This is a genomic window from Novosphingobium fuchskuhlense, assembly GCF_001519075.1.
Lineage (GTDB): Bacteria > Pseudomonadota > Alphaproteobacteria > Sphingomonadales > Sphingomonadaceae > Novosphingobium > Novosphingobium fuchskuhlense.
In genome coordinates, this window is sequence record NZ_KQ954244.1 from 1,112,493 (window position 1) to 1,129,062 (window position 16,570).

Sequence of the window (16,570 nt, forward strand, 5' to 3'; positions counted from 1 at the left end):
CGCCGCGCATGGGTAGTTTCCGAGGCTGTGCCTGATCCGGCAGGCGGCCTAGTTGGGAAGTGCGATGCCGGCGATGGCCCTTTCCCCCAAGCCTTGAGGGCCCGGTCGCAACGGGCGGGTTTGCGACCAACCTCCAGCCTGCGGCATTACACTTGAGGCCGGCGGTTGTTTGCAACCGTCGGCTTCCCTTTCACGCCGGTACCGCGGGGCGGGTTGTGGCGGACGAGGTGCGCTTTTGCGGTCCGGGAAGGAGCCAGAAGCCATGCCCGCCGACCACCGCGACACTGCGGGCCGACCCCACTCTTTCGCCCCTCTTACCCCGTGGCCGCATTGTGCGACGCCACCAAGAACGAACGGATATCTCATGAGGAAAATCATCGTCAGCCTGTTGCTGGCTTCAAGCGCGCTAGGTGCAAGCGCGCATGCCAACGAAACCGGCCCTTACGTCACAATTGAAGGTGGCGCGGTCAAACAGGAGCATTCGGACGTCTTCAGTGCGGGCGGTGCCGAGCATACCGACCGGTTCAAGACCGGCTGGGAAGCGGGCGCCGCCTTGGGCTATGATCTCGGCCACTTCCGGCTCGAGGCAGAGGGCTTCTACGCCCGCTCGAACCTGCGCGACCAGAGTCGGCCGATCGGCACGCCCTTGCCCAACGGCAGCTTTACTGGCGCAGACGGCCTTTCCGGCCGGACCAGCACGATCGCCGCAATGGGCAATGTGCTGATCGGGCTTGGCCACTGGGGCGGGATCAAGGCCTATGCCGGCGCCGGTGCAGGCTATGCCACCACCAAGTTGACTGAAAACCTTCCCTTCGCAGTCAGAATCCACGATCGGGCGCATGGCTTTGCCTGGCAGGCCCTCGCGGGGATCACAGTGCCGATTAGCCACAACATCGATCTCGGCGTAAAGTACCGCTATTTCCGCCCCGACGGTGCGGACAAGTTCACTGCACAAGATGGCACCGCGCGGTCGGCACACTTGCGCTCGCATGCACTGCTAGCCACGCTGACCCTCAATTTCGGCGGCCGCGCGGGCGAGCCTGAACCCGAGGCCGCACCGCCGCCACCGCCGCCGCCTCCGCCGCCTGCTCCTCCGCCGCCGCCTCCTCCGCCTCCGCCGCCCCCTCCGCTTGCCGTGGTCTGCAACAAGGGCCCGTTCATCGTGTTCTTCGATTGGGACAAGTCCGATATCTCGCCCGAGGCGGCGAGCGTTCTGGACAATGCGGTCCAGGCTTACGGGAACTGCGGCAATATCGGCATCATGCTGGCGGGGCACACCGACAGCTCGGGCTCGCCGCGCTACAACCTCAGCCTGTCGACACGGCGCGACACCGAGGTTCAGGGCTACCTGACCGGGCACGGTGTCTCCGCTGGGGCGATCTCGAGCCAGGCATACGGCGAAACCAGCCAGCGCGTGCCTACCGCCGACGGTGTGCGCGAAGTGCAGAACCGGCGCGTGGAGATCAGTTACGGCCCGGGTTCGGGCTCCTGATCCAGCGCATCGCATAACGAGAATATGGGGTCGGCCGCAAGGTCGGCCCCATTGCCGTTCTGGCCCTAGAACTTTCAGGCCTCCAGCATCAGCACCTTGCGCGCGAGTTCGGGCAGCGAGCGCACGCCCATCCGGTGCATGACCTCGGCCCGGTGATTTTCGACCGTACGCTGGCTGATGCCGAGATCGGCGGCGATATTCTTGCTGGGATGGCCGGCAAGGACCATGTCCATCACTTCTTTCTGCCGGGCGGTAAGCGCGGCAAAGCAGGCTGCCGCCTCGGCCTGCGCAACATCGGCGAGAGTGGTGCCCAGCGATTGCTCGGTGGCAAGGTTGATGCTCTCCATCAGCGCGTCACGCCCCACCGGCTTGGTGATGAAATCGCAGGCGCCCGCGCGCATCGCCGCGACCGCAAGGCCGATATCGTCATCGCCGGTGATCAGGATGACCGGCAGGTGATCGCCGCGCGCGCGCAGCTCGCCCAGCAGGCCGATGCCGCTCAGGCCGGGCAAATGGGCATCGACCAGCAGACACCCCGGTCGCCCCTTCTGATAGGCGGCGAGAAAGTCCTCCGCCGAGCCGAAATCGGCCACTTCGCGGCCATGCGCGGTGAGCAGATCGCGGATCGCGTCGCAGACGTGGGGCTCGTCGTCGATCACGTAGATTATCGGCGAAACCAGCGGCGCGCGGCCGGGCGGCAGCGCCGGCGTCAGCGTCAAAGCGGGCGGGCACAATCGTTCGACGGCGCGCAGCAGGACAGCGGGCACGACCGGCTTGCGCAAGTGGATGCAATCAGCCTCGGCCATGATCGCCTGCGCGCCAGTGGAAATGTCCCCAGTGAGCACGATTGCGGGCAGCGGCCGCTGCAGACGTTGGCGCAGGGCCTTGAGCAGATCCACGCCGCTTTGGCCTGAAGGCAGATTGTAGTCGGTGAGGAGGATATCCGGCCGGATTGCACCACCCGCGACGAGCCGCAGTGCCTCGGCTCCATCGGAGGCGCCGCTGACCATATGGCCGTTCTCGCGCAGCAGCAGCGTCACGAGATCGAGCAAATCGGGATCGTCCTCGACGACCATGATCAGTGATGGACGCGCAGCGGGTTCGGGTTCGGGTGCAGGTTCGGGCAGCGGTGCGGGCGGCAGGCGTGCGGCGCCCTTGCAGCCGGGCACGGTGATGGCGAACATCGAACCGCGTCCGGGCAACGAGCGGACATCGACCGCATGATGCAGGAGCCGGCCCAGCCGCCGCACGATCGAGAGCCCGAGTCCGAGCCCGAGCCCGCTTTCGCGTGCGGGATTGTCGACCTGATGGAATTCCTCGAAGATATGCTCAAGCTGGCTGGCCTCGATGCCGATGCCGGTATCCCACACCTCGATCCGAAGGTCGTTCCCGCGCCGCCGGCACCCCAGCAGGATGCGGCCCGTGCGCGTGTATTTCACCGCATTGCCAAGGAGATTGCGCATCATCTGTTCGAGCAGGCGCGGATCGCTCTCCACCCAGGCCGCGCAAGGCATGAAGCGCAGCGATAGATCGCGCGCCTCTGCCAGCGCGAGAAATTCGCCGTGCAGCGTCTCCAGCACATCGGCCACCGGAAATTGCACGCGTTCGGGTTGCACCGCGCCCGCCTCGATCTGGCTGATGTTGAGCAGCACGTCGAGCATGCCCGATAGCGCGCCCAGCGTCTTGTCAAAGCGCGCCATGAGTTCGCCGGCCCGTTCGCCCGAGACATTGGGCGCAAGGAAATCCTTGAGCAGGGCCAGCGCCTGAAGCGGCTGGCGCAGATCGTGGCTGGCCGCGGCGAGGAACCGCGACTTGGCCGCATTGGCGCGTTCGGCCTCGAGCTTGGCTTCTTCGAGCGCCGAGGTCACATGTTTGCGATCGGTGATATCGGCAAAGGTGATGACCACCCCCCTGATCTGGCTATCGAGCGCGCGGTAGGGGAAGATGCGCCGGACGAACCAGGTATCGCCCGGCGCGCGGATCTCGCGCTCGATGGTCGTCTCGTTACCCAGCACGCGCTGGGCATCCGCGAGGAGTTCGGGATCATCGGCGATGGGCCTGAGATCGGCGAGCGGCCGGCCGATATCGCCCGCGATGACATTGTAGAGCGGGCTGATCGCCGGGGTGAAGAAGCGGATCCTGAGCGCGGCATCGAGGAACATCGTGCCGACATTGGTGCTGAACAGCACGTTCTGGAGATCGTCTGAGGCCAGGCGCTGGCGGTCGAGCGTTTCCTGCAGCTGGCTGTTGAGCGCGGTGAGCTCCTCGTTGAGCGATTGCAGTTCCTCCTTCGAGGTCAGCAGTTCCTCGTTGGTGGACTGGAACTCCTCGTTGATCGACAAGGCCTCCTCGTTGATGGCCTTCTGCTCCTGGTTGGCAATGTCGCGGTCGCGGATCGAGGTCTGCAGTTCGGCCTGCGTTTCCTCCAGCTCGCGCTCCAGTTCAGCCAGCCGGTCGGCCTGTTCCGGGGCTATCCCCTTGGGCTGGGCGCCGCTTCCGGGGGCTTCCTCGGCAAAGCAGACGAGCAGGAGCTCCTCCGCCGCCTCGGCGAGACGCTCCACCGTGATGCGGAAATGGACCGTGACCCCGTCGATTGTCAGCGTGGCAAGGCCGCCGTCGACACGCGGCATATCGGCGGAGACGCGGCCGATCGCGAGGCGCAGCCGGGTGCGCAGCGCGGGTGAGGCCATCGCGAGCAGGTCCTGCGTGGGATAGCCCGGCAAGATGCGCAGGAAGCGGTGCGTCGGCCCCATCGAGAACAGGCAATCGTGATGCTGGTTGATCAGCACGGCCGCGGGTGCGTGCCCCGCCAGCACTGCCCGTTCGCAGATGTCGGCCAGACTGCGCCGCACGGCAGGGGGCTCGCGCCCGGCAGCGGTGAGCAAGGGCAGCTTGCCATCGAAGCTGAACGGGAAACCGGCTTCTCCCGGCCGGGTTCGCGCGACATGGCGATAGAAGCAGTCGGCCCGCAGCATGGGTTCGAATCGGCCATCGGGCGTGCCGATCGTCTCGGTCGTGCCCAGCAGCAGGATGCCGGCTTCGCGCAGCGCGAAGTGGAACAGCGCAACCACCCGGGCCTGCGCGGCACTGTCCAGATAGATCAGCAAGTTGCGGCAGGAGATCATGTCGAGCCGCGAGAACGGCGGGTCGGTCAGTACGTCCTGCACCGAGAACACGACATGGCTGCGCAGGGCAGGGACCACGCGGTAGCCACCCTCTTCCTCGTTGAAATAGCGCGCCAGCCGCTCGGGCGAGACAGCGGCGGCGATATCGTGGGGGTAGAGCCCATCGCGCCCGGCAGCGATGGCATCGGGATCCAGGTCCGAGGCGAAGATCTGCAGCTTCACGTCGCGTCGCGCGCGCGCCAGCGTATCCTGGCAGACCATCGCGATCGAATAGGCCTCCTCGCCGGTGCTGCAGCCCGCCACCCAGATGCGTAAGTGTTGCCCCGCCTCCAGCCGTTCGAGCATTTCAGGCAGGATCACGGTTTCGAATGTCTCGAAGACCTTGGGATCGCGGAAGAAGCTGGTGACGTTGATGAGCAGGTCGCTTGCCAGCAACGTGCTTTCAGCAGGATCGCCGCGCAGTCGCTCGGCATAGGCGGCCATGTCCGCGGCGGTCATGGCCAGCAGGGCCATGCGCCGCGCGATGCGCCGGGATATCGTGCCGGGCTTGTAGTGGCTGAAGTCTTGTCCGGTCGAGTGGCGCAAGGCGGCGAGGATCGCGGCCAGTCCTTCGCCCGTATCAAGCGGGGGCTCTGCCTCCATCTTGAACCCGGCGAGCGTGACGCGTGCGGCAAAGGCGGCGATGGCTTCGGGCATGGCGGCAAGCGGCAACGCCGCATCGACCAGCGCGGTATCGAGCGCGGCTTGCGGCATGCCCGGGTGCTCGGCTTCGGCGATGGACTGGACGAGGATCATCCCGCCCGCCGCATGGAGCCCGGCTAGCCCGCCGCTGCCATCGCCGCCGGTGCCCGAAAGGATCACCGCAGCGCTTTGCCGCCCGCACGAAGCCGCGAGCGAGCGGATCAACCAATCGAATGGCAGGCGCGCGCCGTGCCCGGCCTCCGGCGCGGAAAGCCGCAAGGTGCCGGCACGGACCGAGAGATAGCGGCCGGGGGGAATGACATAGACATGGTCTGCGGCCAGCGGGCAGCCATGCACGGCCTCGACCACGGGCATCGCGGTATGCTCGGCGAGCAGCGCGACCATGAGGCTTTCATGATGCGGATCAAGGTGCTGTATGACGATGAACGCGCAGCCCGTCGCTGCGGGCAGCGCATCGAAAAGCCGCGAGGTCGCCTCCAGCCCGCCTGCCGAGGCGCCTATGGCGATGATCGGCAGCACGGGCCTTGGCGGCACGTCGTTCCTTGGCGATGCGCCGCCTGGCTCGCGCGGCGGACTTACCACCGTGCGGACGAGGTGCGAAACCTCCCGCGCCCGGCGGTCTTGGCATGGAGTCGTCGTGTCACGGCATGCCCCTTTTGATAGGCTTGCCTAATACACTTTTTTCGAGTTCACCTCATACCTAATGTTTGTGCGACAATTCGGCGGCCTTCACTTGCCGATATGAATGGCATCGAGCGAGGCCAGCAGACCGAGCACTCTCAGCAGCCACAGCACGACCCCGATGACGACAACGGCGTTGAGGATCGATTTGATCTTGCCGTCCATCGGCAGGTAGGTGTTGACCAGCCAGAGCAGAACCCCGACGACCATCAGAATGACTATGAGATTGACGAGCGACATGGGGCGGAGCTCCTGAAAAAAGAAAATTCAACGGTTTGACTGGGGGTAAGGAGCGTGACGGGATTCTGCCGGAGCAGGAATTCCGCCACGCTCCCCGTGAGTCCCGGCCCGACCGGGGGAGGGGAGGCTGATCGGGCCGGAATGCGCCTATCGGTGCGGATTTCCGTCGGGCTTGCCGTGGTCTTTTCCATTGCCGTCGCCACGCTTCGCCGGATGATTGTCGGCAGCGCCCTGGGGCAGCGTGCGCCCCTGCGCGTGGTAGCCCTGATGCTGATCACCGCGCGGGTTCTGTCTTTGCTGGTACATCCCGCGCTGGTCCCTCTGGCGCTGGTCCATCCGGGGCTGACCTCCGCCTTGCTCGTGATCACGGTACTGGCCGGGATTGTTCTGCGGGTTTTCATCCCGCCGCTGCTCACGCTCACCCCATTCCGGGCGGTAGGCCGTGTCATACTGCGTCTGCCACCGCTGGCGTTCGCCATAGAAGCGACGGCCCTGGTAGTGCGTGTCCCAGTAGGACCCGAATGTGAACGAGATCACGCCGATGCCCATGTCGGCCGCAATGCCCTGGCGCCGCCCGTCATGACTGACGCGCAGGTCGTCTCCCGCGACCCACCCGCGATTGGCACGGTAGGTCACATCGCACCAGCTCAGGTCGCGCAGGCAGCCATGCATGCTGACCCTGACGCCGCGTCCGACGTAGCGCACGCTGGGATAATCACGCAGCGGCCCCGAATAGAGCCGGGTCGCGCGCACGGTATAGCCGCGCGTGGTCTGCGCCGAGGCAGCGGTGATCGGCAAAACGGCAGCGACAAGTGCTGCAAGGGTGATGATCGAGCGCATGGTAATGGCTCCTTTTCTGAGAGATTCGATGGAGATGCAGTGGGTTGGGGTGTGCGGAATACTAGATCCGCCCGGTCAGCATGAGGATCACGAGCACGATCAGGATGATCCCGATCACGCCGATCCCGCCATGGCCGTAGCCATAGCCATAACCGCCGATGCGCCCGCTGAAGCCGCCCACGAGAAAGACAACGAGGATAATCAGGAGTATGAGGCCGAGGGACATGAGAGCCTCCTTGTTCGCTCGGCGGCCCTTTGAGCAAAGGGCTTGTGCCGGCACTGCGGGAAAAGGGCGGCGGGACGGCCTGCTACCACCCCGCCAGAGCGGTTCGCCGCATCAGCGGCAGCGCACTCCGCGACCACGGTCGACCTGCCGGCCGGCGACACCGCCGACAACCGCGCCGAGCACCGTGCCGAGCGTCTTGGAGCCGCCCGGTGCGATCACATTGCCCAGCGCGCCCCCGGCAACCGCACCGACCACGAGGCCGGTGGTCCCATCGGAACGGCGGCAGTAATAGCGCCCGTCATTGCCGCGATAGAGCTGTTCGTCATTGCGCATGCGCCGCTCGTGATAGCGGCTGGGGTCATCGCGGTAATAACGATCGGCCTGATACCCGCCGTAGCTGGGATCGGGGCGGTTGTAGTCTTAGTTGCTCCACTGCGACTGCATGGGATCGCGGCCGCCATAATCGGCACAGCTTGCGAGAAGGCTGGTGGCGGCAAGGCCGAGGAGGATCATGCGCATGGTTTGGTTCCTGGTGAGACGGGCCTGACCGGGCTGAATGCCAACGCCAGACACCGCATCGGACCTTTCGAGCCTAGGCCTGGATCGAAAACCAAACAGGATCGGAATGTACGCAGAGCGGCGTGTCGCCCCGTTGCGCCATCTCACGGGCTACGCATGGCGCGTCAGCGTAGTTTCCGAGGGCAGACGAGCCTGCGCGGAGGGGCCACTTGGGCTTTGCCTCCCGCAACAGGAAACCACCGCCGTGGCCGATCACACCGTCTCGCTCCTTAGGCTTCATGCCTCCGCTGCCCGTTCGCCGAAAGGGATGGCTTAGGACATGCACCGCACCGCGCCGATGCGTATCGTGTTTCTTGGCAATGCCCTGCCCCGGCGCTGCGGCATCGCCACGTTCACCACCGATCTCGAGCTCGCCATGCGCCAGCAGGACGGTGTGGCCGAGACTGCGATCGTGGCGATGCGCGATCAGGGCGGCCCCAGCACCTATGGCCCGCCGGTGCGCTGGGAAATCGCCGAAGAGAAGGCGGGCGCCTATCTGGCGGCGGCCGAGTATATCAACACTGCGGGCTTTGACGTCGTCTCGCTCCAGCACGAGTTCGGCATTTTCGGCGGCGAGGCGGGGGGCTACCTGCTAGGCCTGATTGCCGCTCTGCGTGTGCCGCTCGTCACCACGCTGCACACCGTGCTGGACCGGCCGAGCGAGGCGCAACGCGCGGTGATGATGGCGCTCCTTGCTGCCTCGGCGCGGGTTGTGGTCATGGCCCGCAAGGCCCGCGCGATCCTCATCGAGATCTACGGCGCCGATCCCGCCCGCATCATGGTCATCCCCCACGGCATTCCGGACGCGCCTTTGGCCGATGCGCAGGAGGCCAAGCGGAAACTGGGTTTCGCGGATCGTCAGGTGATCCTCACCTTCGGCCTGATCAGCCCGAACAAGGGCATCGAGGTGATGATCGAGGCCATGCCCGTGGTGCTCGCAGCCGCGCCTGACGCGGTCTATGTCGTGATGGGCGCAACCCACCCCGCCTTGCTGCGCGCGGAAGGTGAAGCCTACCGCGAAAGCCTGATTGCGCGCGTCCATGCACTCGGACTTGATGGACACGTGGTGTTCTTCAACCGCTTTGCCGAGCGGCCGGAACTGCTCGACCACATCGCCATGTGCGATGTCTACGTGACGCCCTACCTTATCGAGGCGCAAATGACGTCGGGCACGCTGGCCTACTCGCACGGCCTCGGCCGGCCCGTGGTCTCGACGCCCTACTGGCATGCCGCCGAACTGCTGACCGATCGCTCGGGCGTGCTGGTGCCGTTCAATGATCCGGTCAGCCTCGGTGCAGCTGTGGCCGGTCTGCTGACCGACGATGCGGCGCGGCTTGCGATGGGGCGGACTGCCTATCGTTCGGGCCGGTCGATGACCTGGAACAATACCGCCCTCGCCTACCGCGAGGCGTTTCGGGCGGCCTGCCGCCAGCAGAGGCCGTCGCTGCCCGTGCTGCCGCTCGCTCACTTTGCCGCAATGTGCGACGATACCGGTTTGTTCCAGCACGCCATCGGCGGCATTCCGGATCGCCTGCATGGTTATTGCATCGACGACAACGCGCGCGCGCTGCTCGTCTGCCAGGCACTTGATAGCGCGCTGCTGGCCGCCTTTCAGGATATCCAGCCGCTGCGCTTTGCCGCCTTTATCCAGCATGGCTGGAATCCCGATCGTTCCCGCTTCCGCAATTTCATGGGCTTCGATCGCCGCTGGCTCGAGGAGATCGGCTCCGAGGACAGCCATGGCCGCACCATGTGGGCCTTGGGCGTAACGGCAGCCGGCAGTGCGGACGCCGATCTTACGCCATGGGCGGCGGACCTGTTCGCGCGGGCGCTGGAGCCGGTCGAGAGCTTCACCTCGCCGCGCGCATGGGCGTTCACCTTGCTCGGCCTCAGCGGCTACAGCGCGCGGCGCCCGCATGATCGCAAGGCTCGGCATATCGGGCTCTTGCTGGCGGAGCGGTTGCAGGAGCTACTTCAGGCCTGCCGCCGCGAGGACTGGGTCTGGTTCGAAGACCGGTTGACCTACGACAACGCGCGCCTGTGCGAAGCCCTCATCACCACCGGGCGCGATTGCGCGATGCCCGATCTGGTCGGCGCTGGCCTCGAAACCCTGCGCTGGCTGATCGACCAGCAGACCGCACCCGGCGGCCATTTCCGCCCGGTGGGCTCGGATGGCTTCCTGAGCCCCGCACGCGCGCCGCAGCACTTCGACCAGCAACCGCTCGAAGCCTGCGCCACCGTCGCCGCCTGTCTTGCTGCGAGCACTGTCGATCCCGGGCCGATGTGGCAGGAGGAGGGCGCACGCGCCTTTGCCTGGTTCGGCGGCGCCAACGATCTGGGTGTCCCTCTCGTCGATCCCGCCACCGGGAGCTGCCGTGATGGCCTTCACCGTGATCGCGCCAACGAGAATCGCGGCGCGGAATCGCTGCTCTCCTACCTCATGGCGCTGACCGACATGCACCGCTTCGCAAACAGGTCTGCCGGGGCTTTCTTCGCCCTGCCGGTTGCTGCATCTGCCGAAGCCGCGCTTGCCGCACCCCGCGTCGTCGCCGCTGGCCATTGGGCATGAACCCAAGCCCGTTCTTCAATCGCCATCCCCTCTACCTTCGGCCCGACCCCTCACGCGTCATTGTACGCCCGTTTCGCCCCGCGATCGAGCCGCGTGATTTCAATCCGGTCGATACCACGCGTGCCAATCATATTGTCGCGCGGGTCCTGGCGCTGGACGAGGCCGAAGCGCAGAGTGTGCTCGCCGGCGTGCTCGACAACTTCGACGATCCGCAGCGCAACCTGCTCGAGATCTTCGAGAGCCGCGCGGCCGAGATGGAGCAGGTCTTTGCAGGTCACGCCGCATTCTCGCCGACGCAACGCAGCCTGATCGGGGCCTATTTCCTGCATGAATACAGCTTCGAGGCCGCCGCGCTGTTCAATCCCAGTATCGTGCCCCACCCCGATCAGAGCGCAGTGGAGCCGGGTAGCCTGCGCTTCATCCTCTCGCTGCGCGCGGTGGGGGAGGGGCATATCTCCTCGCTCACCTTCCGGCGCGGCACGATCAGCGGCGAAGGCGCCATCAGCATCGAGCCGCCCGTTCGTCTCGCCTGCCTGCCCCACATTTCCCGGCGCGTGGGCGACAAGATCGACCTTGCCTTCGCGGCGGACAGCAACCTCTCGCAGCGCGTGATCTTCCCAATCACCGAGGCGCAGGCCAACGGTATCGAGGATGCGCGCTTCGTCGCCTTCAAGGATCATGGCCGCACGACCTTTTTCGCCACTTATACCGCCTATAGCGGACGGGCGATCCGCTCGGAACTCATCGAGACCCGCGATTTCCAGTCGTTCCGGATGGTGCCGCTCACCGGCCCGGCGGCCGTCAACAAGGGCATGGCTCTCTTTCCGCGCAAGATCGGCGGGCGCTATGCCATGATCGCCCGCTATGACAACGAGAGCCTACATCTGATCTATTCCGACAATTTGCTCGAATGGAGCCTTGGTACGCCGATCCTGCGCCCGGAATACCCCTGGGAATTTGTCCAGATCGGCAATTGCGGATCGCCGATCGAGCTTGACGAGGGCTGGCTGCTGTTCACCCACGGTGTCGGGCCGATCCGGCGCTACTCGATCGGCGCGGTGCTGCTCGACAAGCACGATCCCTCACGCGTAATCGGCCGCGCCCGCCTGCCGCTGGTCCAGCCAGAGCGGTCCGAGCGCGAAGGCTATGTGCCCAATGTCGTCTATTCCTGCGGCGCGATGAAGTTCGGCAACCGGATCGTGCTGCCTTACGCCGTTTCCGATACATTCTCGACCATCGCGACGGTCAAGATCGACCGGCTGCTCGAGGTTCTGTTACCGACCGCGGAATGAGAGGTAAGGCGCATGTTGCGGTCCTGATTTTCGTCTTTTGGGTGCTACTTCTTGCGTCGCATCGACGTCCTGTGAGCGGTAAGGTTGCAACTCGGCAGCAGGCGCAAAGGTTGCGTGCACTGGCTCGCGCAAGGCACGAACATCATGCACGCGTCGAGAGCGTCGACTCCCACCATGGCAACGAGCGATTGGCGGCAGAGCCTGACCACGATGCTACCTGATCTTGGCATTTAATCAGTAGGTCGCTGGTTCGAACCCAGCAGGGCTCACCATATCCTCCAGCGCTACTGCTGTCCCGCCAGCGTCCGGCACCGGGCCTTGCTGCGGATCGGGTCGACCGACGCCGCCTCGGCAGGGTCGGCGAGCAGAACGCGTTGCAGGATGATACCAGTCGCATAGCGCACCCGGACGGTCTCGATCCCGACCGGCACCGTTTGCCCCTCCAGCGCAAGCACCACCCGCATCGGCCGCCCTGCCATCTGCTCGTCATTGCGCACAAAGGCGACATCGGTCCGCGCATCGAACACGCTGATCGAGCTGTATCGCCCGGGAACCGGCACTGCGGTCACCTCCAGCGGCCCGGCTGTCAGGTCGTAAGGGCAGGCAGAATAGAGCAGGTCGGGGCTCGGCCGCACGACGAATTGCCGCTCCGCACGCACCGGCGGCAGATGGGTGAAGTGGTTGGTGGGCGCGTTGCTGGCGATCTTCGCTTCGGCCAGCCGCATCAGGCCGAAGGGCGCGGCTGCGAGCGTCGCATAATAGCTGCCAACGGCTGCAGCAGCGACAACCGCGAACGGGGCAAGACGCCGCATCATGGGCGGCACTCCCCGCGGGTGATCGAAGGCAGGCTTATTCGCGCTGGATCGCGCGCCATGGTCCCGCGCGGTCGATAGGCCCTGAGGGTCAGCTCGAAAGGGCCATCCGTGCCGGTAGGCACCCACAGTCCGGGCTGCTCTGCCGGGCCGATCCTCACCGTCCAGCGGGTGGCGGGGTCGGCGTCAATCCGCGCGCTGCCGATGGAATGGCGGTGCCATCGGTTGGGGATCAGCCAGCCGCCGCGGTCATAAAGGGTCACGCTCCACCAGCGCGCCTCGATCGCTCCGCCGGTCAGGGCATAGCTGCACTTGCCGGAAAGCGGCGCCCCGGCACTGTCGGTCGTCGCGGTGAAATAGCGCGCTTCCTGCGCCGGAAGGGCCAACAGCCCGCGCAGGGCGACGATTGCGCGCGTCTTCATGTCGGCATGGGCGGTGCCAATGTCGCGTCCGGTGCTCCATGGCCCCACGCGCACATCATTGCCAAGGCCGCTCGCCTGCATCTGCCAGACCGCAAGGCCGCCGCCCAGCGCAAGTCCCAAGGCGACGAGACCTGACCATTTGAACACTGCCTTCACCTGTCTCTCCCCGCCTCACCAGCGCCGCGCAGCTTCAGAAATAGCGCTTCGGGATCAGCCCCTGGGCATAGGCCTCGCGCTCCAGCTCCTCGCGGAAATCGGGGTGTGCGATGGAAATCATCGCCTTGGCGCGTTCTGGCACCGGCAGGCCCTTCAAACAGGCCATGCCGTACTCGGTCGCGACATACATCACGTCGGTGCGCGGCACGGTGACGATGGTTCCCGCGGAGAGGCCCGCGACCACGCGGCTCTTGCGCACGCCGTGCTTCTCGTAGGTCGATGGCATGCACAGGAACCCTCGCCCGCCTTCGGATTCATAGGCCGCGCGCACGAAACCGAGCTGGCCGCCGGTGCCGCTGAAGTGCCGGTAACCGTCCGCCTCGGAGGCCGCCTGCCCCTGCAGGTCCATCTGCCCGGTGCTGTTGACGGAGAACACATTGTCGTTGCGCGCCACGGTTCGGGGCAGATTGGTATAGTCCACCTGTCGCGCGGTGAAGGCCGGATTGCGGTCCAGCGCGGCGTAGATGTCCGCCGTCCCGATCGCGAAGGCATAGACCGCTTCGCCCACGTCGATCTGTTTGCGCGCGCCCGTCGCGGCGCCCGCCTTGACCAGCTCGACCAGCCCCTCGACCATCATCTCGGTATGGACGCCAAGGTCCTTCACGCCCGCGCCGGCAATCGCGCGGCCCACCGCATTGGGCAGCCCGCCAATGCCCAGCTGCAGGCAGTCACCATCGCGGATTTCCGCTGCCACCAGCCGCGCGATGGCAAGGTCCACCTCGCTTGAGGTCGCGCCCGGCAGCTCGGCCGCAGGCAGCGTGAGGCCTTCGATCACGAAGTCCACTTCGCTCTCGTGCACGGCATTGTCCGGTCCGAAGCAATACGGCAGCGCCGGATTGACCTCGACGATCACCACGTCCGCCTTCTCGACCAGCGATCGCAGGTAGGAGGCGGAGACCGAGAAATTGTAGTTGCCCTGCGCGTCCTTCGGGCAGACCTGGAACACCGCGATATCCACCCGCTCCACGAACCGCCGATAGAGATCGGGCCACTCGCCGAGGTTCAGCGGGATATAGGTGCAGCGCCCCGCATCGAACTGCCGCCGGTCGTACCCGCTGAAATGCCAGCTGGCGCTCAGCACATGCGCGCCTTCGGGATCGGCCTCCTGATACGCGCGCGGGCGCGTCGTCAGGCAGCTGCGCACTTTCACGCCCGAAAGCGCGTGCACGCGGGCGGCCAGCGCCGTGTCGAAGGCCTCGGCCTGCGTCGCGCCAAACCCGTAATCGAGCCACATGCCGGACTTGACCAGCGCAGCGGCTTCTTCTGCCGTAATTGCTTCAGGCATTTCAGGCGCGCTTTCCCGTGCGCAGCAGCCAGAAAGCGCCCGCAAACAGGCCCGCCACCAGCAGGCTCATCCACAGCTGGCTCGCGAGATCCGGCTGGAGCCCCATGAACACGAGCACGGCCAGCATCGCCGCCAGGGCGGTCAGTGTGCCGAAGGGGTGGAACCACATCTTCAGCGTCAGCCGCTCCGGCGCCTCGCGCTCCATCCGCGTCCGCTCCTTGAGCTGCGCGATGCCCACCAGCGCGTAGAGCAGGATCATCGTCACGCCCGAGGAATTGACGAGGAAGCTGAACACCGTCCCCGGCGAAAGCCACTGCGCGGCCAGCGCGCCATAGGCGAAGAGGCTGGCGGCGATGATCGCCCGCGCCGGCACCCCGCGCGCGTTCACATGCACCAGCCAGTCTGGCGCATCGCCGAAGCGGGCAAGGCCAAACAGCGCGCGGCTCGTCACGTAAAGTCCGCTGTTGAGGCACGACAGCACAGCCACCAGCACCACCGCGCTCATGATCGTCTCGCCGCCCGGGATGTGCATGGCCGCCAGCGTCGTGGCGAACGGCGAATGCCCCGGCACGATCTGCGTCCATGGCACCACCGCGACGATGAGACCGATCGCGAGCACGTAGAAGATCACGATGCGCAGCGCGACCGAGACGGTCATCCGCGCGATCACCTTGGCTGGATCGGGCGATTCCGCCGCCGCAATCGTCGCGATTTCCGCCCCGCAGAGCGAGAAGATGGTGGAGGCCACACCCGCCAGCACCGGCCCCCAGCCATGCGGCGCGAAGCCGCCATGCGCGGTGAGGTTGCCAATCGAAAAGCCCTGCGGCGCGGTGATCCCAAAGACCCACAGCGCGCAGATCAGGCTGAACACGAGGATCGCGGCAACCTTGATCGAGGAGAACCAGAATTCGAACTCGCCGTAGCTGCGCGTCGACATGAGGTTCACGCCCGTCATCAGCGCGGTCAGGCCTGCGCCGATGGCCCACTCCGGCACGCCGGGCAGCCAGCCGCCGATGATCTTGGCCCCGGCAATCGCCTCCACCGCCACCACGACGACCCAGAAATACCAGTAGAGCCAGCCGGAGAGGAAGCCTGCCAGATGCCCCAGCCCCGCACGCGCGAAGTCCGGGAAAGTCCGCACGCCTTCGAGCACGATGGCCATTTCGGCGATCATGCGCATGACGAGGAGGATCAGCAGCCCTGCGATCAGATAGGAAATCACCGCCGCCGGCCCGGTCAGCGCAATCGTGGTGGACGAACCGACGAACAGCCCTGCGCCGATGATGCCGCCAATCGCGATCATCGAAACGTGGCGCGGCAATAGCGTACGGCTCAGCTCCACGCTCCCCGCACCGCCTGCCTCTGCAACTCCCACTGCGCCCACGCCATTCCCCTTTGCTTGACCTGCCATAGGGATAAGCGGCGCGGCGGTGCTGTCAAATGCCGACTGTCATCTGAAAGCCCCCCTCCCCGGCGGGGAGGGGTTGGGGGAGGGGGCTCGGCCTCTCCGGAAAGCGCTGGTCACCCCCACCCGGCCTCCCCTGAACGGGGGAGGAGCCACTTGCACCACCCCCTCAAAACCCCAGCGGCGCGTTTTCCTTCACTTCCTTCATCACGAAGAACGTCCGCGTCTGCCGCACGCCCGGCAGGGTCAGGAGCCGCTGACCGTGGAGCGCGTTGAAATCGGCGATATCGCGCACCCGGATTTTCAGCAGGTAGTCGAAGTCCCCCGCCACCAGATTGCAGTCCAGCACTTCCTTCATGCCCAGCACCGCGCCCTCGAACGCGGCAAAACTCTCGGGCGTCGAGCGGTCGAGCACCACGCCCACCATTACCAGCGTGCCGAGTCCGACCACGACGGGATCGACCGCGCCCCTGAAGCCGGTGATCGCGCCCAGTTCCACCAGCCGCGCCACGCGCCGGTGGCACGTTGCGGGGCTGATGTTGGCCATCTCTGCCAGTTCCGCATTGGACCGCCGCCCGTCGGCCTGCAGCAGGCGCAGCAAGTTGCGGTCGATCCGGTCAAACTCGATGGAAGGTTCTTTCATATAATGTCAATCTATCGGAAAAAGACGTAAATCGAAAGCCGATCAATCCCGATTAAAACCTG

The 16,570-nt window shown here is 65.9% G+C and carries 13 protein-coding genes; 3 read left to right on the forward strand and 10 right to left on the reverse strand.

The genetic code is table 11. The annotated features are described in order from the left end of the window. Positions 1–364 precede the first annotated feature (364 nt). Positions 365–1,492, forward strand: coding sequence for an OmpA family protein (locus AQZ52_RS05080; protein WP_067906962.1), 1,128 nt, complete (start codon positions 365–367; stop codon positions 1,490–1,492). Positions 1,493–1,566: 74 nt separating this feature from the next. On the opposite strand, the gene AQZ52_RS05085 is transcribed toward AQZ52_RS05080, so the two are convergent. The 5 genes from AQZ52_RS05085 to AQZ52_RS19245 all read right to left on the reverse strand — a co-directional run bounded on the left by AQZ52_RS05085 (position 1,567) and on the right by AQZ52_RS19245 (position 7,639). Next, positions 1,567–5,853, reverse strand: a complete 4,287-nt coding sequence (locus AQZ52_RS05085) for a CheR family methyltransferase (protein ID WP_240481454.1) — start codon at positions 5,851–5,853, stop codon at positions 1,567–1,569. 195 nt (positions 5,854–6,048) lie between these two features. Further along, positions 6,049–6,240, reverse strand: a complete 192-nt coding sequence (locus AQZ52_RS05090) for a Thivi_2564 family membrane protein (protein WP_067906966.1) — start codon at positions 6,238–6,240, stop codon at positions 6,049–6,051. Positions 6,241–6,387: 147 nt separating this feature from the next. Next, on the reverse strand, positions 6,388–7,080 hold the full coding sequence (locus AQZ52_RS05095) for an SH3 domain-containing protein (RefSeq protein ID WP_067906968.1): 693 nt from the start codon (positions 7,078–7,080) through the stop codon (positions 6,388–6,390). Positions 7,081–7,141: 61 nt separating this feature from the next. Beyond that, positions 7,142–7,306, reverse strand: coding sequence for a DUF3309 family protein (locus AQZ52_RS18085; RefSeq protein WP_082697559.1), 165 nt, complete (start codon positions 7,304–7,306; stop codon positions 7,142–7,144). Between the two features lie 111 nt (positions 7,307–7,417). Further along, complete coding sequence (locus AQZ52_RS19245) at positions 7,418–7,639, reverse strand: glycine zipper 2TM domain-containing protein (RefSeq protein WP_338045480.1); 222 nt, start codon at positions 7,637–7,639, stop codon at positions 7,418–7,420. 505 nt (positions 7,640–8,144) lie between these two features. On the opposite strand from AQZ52_RS19245, the gene AQZ52_RS05105 reads away from it, so the two are divergent. Together AQZ52_RS05105 and AQZ52_RS05110 are read left to right on the forward strand one after the other, a co-directional pair. Continuing rightward, positions 8,145–10,433 carry a glycosyltransferase family 4 protein gene (locus AQZ52_RS05105; RefSeq protein WP_082697560.1) on the forward strand — a complete coding sequence of 763 codons (2,289 nt, stop codon included), beginning with the start codon at positions 8,145–8,147 and terminating at the stop codon, positions 10,431–10,433. Next, on the forward strand, positions 10,430–11,725 hold the full coding sequence (locus tag AQZ52_RS05110; protein ID WP_067906969.1) for a glycoside hydrolase family 130 protein: 1,296 nt from the start codon (positions 10,430–10,432) through the stop codon (positions 11,723–11,725). The genes AQZ52_RS05105 and AQZ52_RS05110 overlap by 4 nt, the downstream gene beginning before the upstream one ends. A gap of 284 nt (positions 11,726–12,009) precedes the next feature. On the opposite strand, the gene AQZ52_RS05115 is transcribed toward AQZ52_RS05110, so the two are convergent. The 5 genes from AQZ52_RS05115 to AQZ52_RS05135 form a co-directional block, all read right to left on the reverse strand. After that, on the reverse strand, positions 12,010–12,540 hold the full coding sequence (locus AQZ52_RS05115; protein ID WP_067906971.1) for a DUF1254 domain-containing protein: 531 nt from the start codon (positions 12,538–12,540) through the stop codon (positions 12,010–12,012). Beyond that, complete coding sequence (locus AQZ52_RS05120; RefSeq protein WP_067906973.1) at positions 12,537–13,115, reverse strand: DUF1214 domain-containing protein; 579 nt, start codon at positions 13,113–13,115, stop codon at positions 12,537–12,539. The genes AQZ52_RS05115 and AQZ52_RS05120 overlap by 4 nt, the downstream gene beginning before the upstream one ends. A 34-nt stretch (positions 13,116–13,149) precedes the next feature. Then, complete coding sequence (locus AQZ52_RS05125; RefSeq protein WP_067906975.1) at positions 13,150–14,460, reverse strand: acetyl-CoA hydrolase/transferase family protein; 1,311 nt, start codon at positions 14,458–14,460, stop codon at positions 13,150–13,152. A 1-nt stretch (position 14,461) separates the two neighbouring features. Next, positions 14,462–15,844 carry an amino acid permease gene (locus AQZ52_RS05130; RefSeq protein ID WP_240481455.1) on the reverse strand — a complete coding sequence of 461 codons (1,383 nt, stop codon included), beginning with the start codon at positions 15,842–15,844 and terminating at the stop codon, positions 14,462–14,464. 190 nt (positions 15,845–16,034) lie between these two features. Then, complete coding sequence (locus AQZ52_RS05135; RefSeq protein ID WP_067906977.1) at positions 16,035–16,508, reverse strand: Lrp/AsnC family transcriptional regulator; 474 nt, start codon at positions 16,506–16,508, stop codon at positions 16,035–16,037. Positions 16,509–16,570: the final 62 nt, after the last annotated feature.

Bases quoted from the DNA above. Each gene is read 5' to 3' on its own strand.
- AQZ52_RS05080 (WP_067906962.1), top strand. From the start codon at position 365: ATGAGGAAAATCATCGTCAGCCTGTTGCTGGCTTCAAGCGCGCTAGGT.
- AQZ52_RS05090 (WP_067906966.1), bottom strand. From the start codon at position 6,240: ATGTCGCTCGTCAATCTCATAGTCATTCTGATGGTCGTCGGGGTTCTG.
- AQZ52_RS05095 (WP_067906968.1), bottom strand. From the start codon at position 7,080: ATGCGCTCGATCATCACCCTTGCAGCACTTGTCGCTGCCGTTTTGCCG.
- AQZ52_RS18085 (WP_082697559.1), bottom strand. From the start codon at position 7,306: ATGTCCCTCGGCCTCATACTCCTGATTATCCTCGTTGTCTTTCTCGTG.
- AQZ52_RS19245 (WP_338045480.1), bottom strand. From the start codon at position 7,639: ATGCGCAATGACGAACAGCTCTATCGCGGCAATGACGGGCGCTATTAC.
- AQZ52_RS05105 (WP_082697560.1), top strand. From the start codon at position 8,145: ATGCACCGCACCGCGCCGATGCGTATCGTGTTTCTTGGCAATGCCCTG.
- AQZ52_RS05110 (WP_067906969.1), top strand. From the start codon at position 10,430: ATGAACCCAAGCCCGTTCTTCAATCGCCATCCCCTCTACCTTCGGCCC.
- AQZ52_RS05115 (WP_067906971.1), bottom strand. From the start codon at position 12,540: ATGATGCGGCGTCTTGCCCCGTTCGCGGTTGTCGCTGCTGCAGCCGTT.
- AQZ52_RS05125 (WP_067906975.1), bottom strand. From the start codon at position 14,460: ATGCCTGAAGCAATTACGGCAGAAGAAGCCGCTGCGCTGGTCAAGTCC.
- AQZ52_RS05135 (WP_067906977.1), bottom strand. From the start codon at position 16,508: ATGAAAGAACCTTCCATCGAGTTTGACCGGATCGACCGCAACTTGCTG.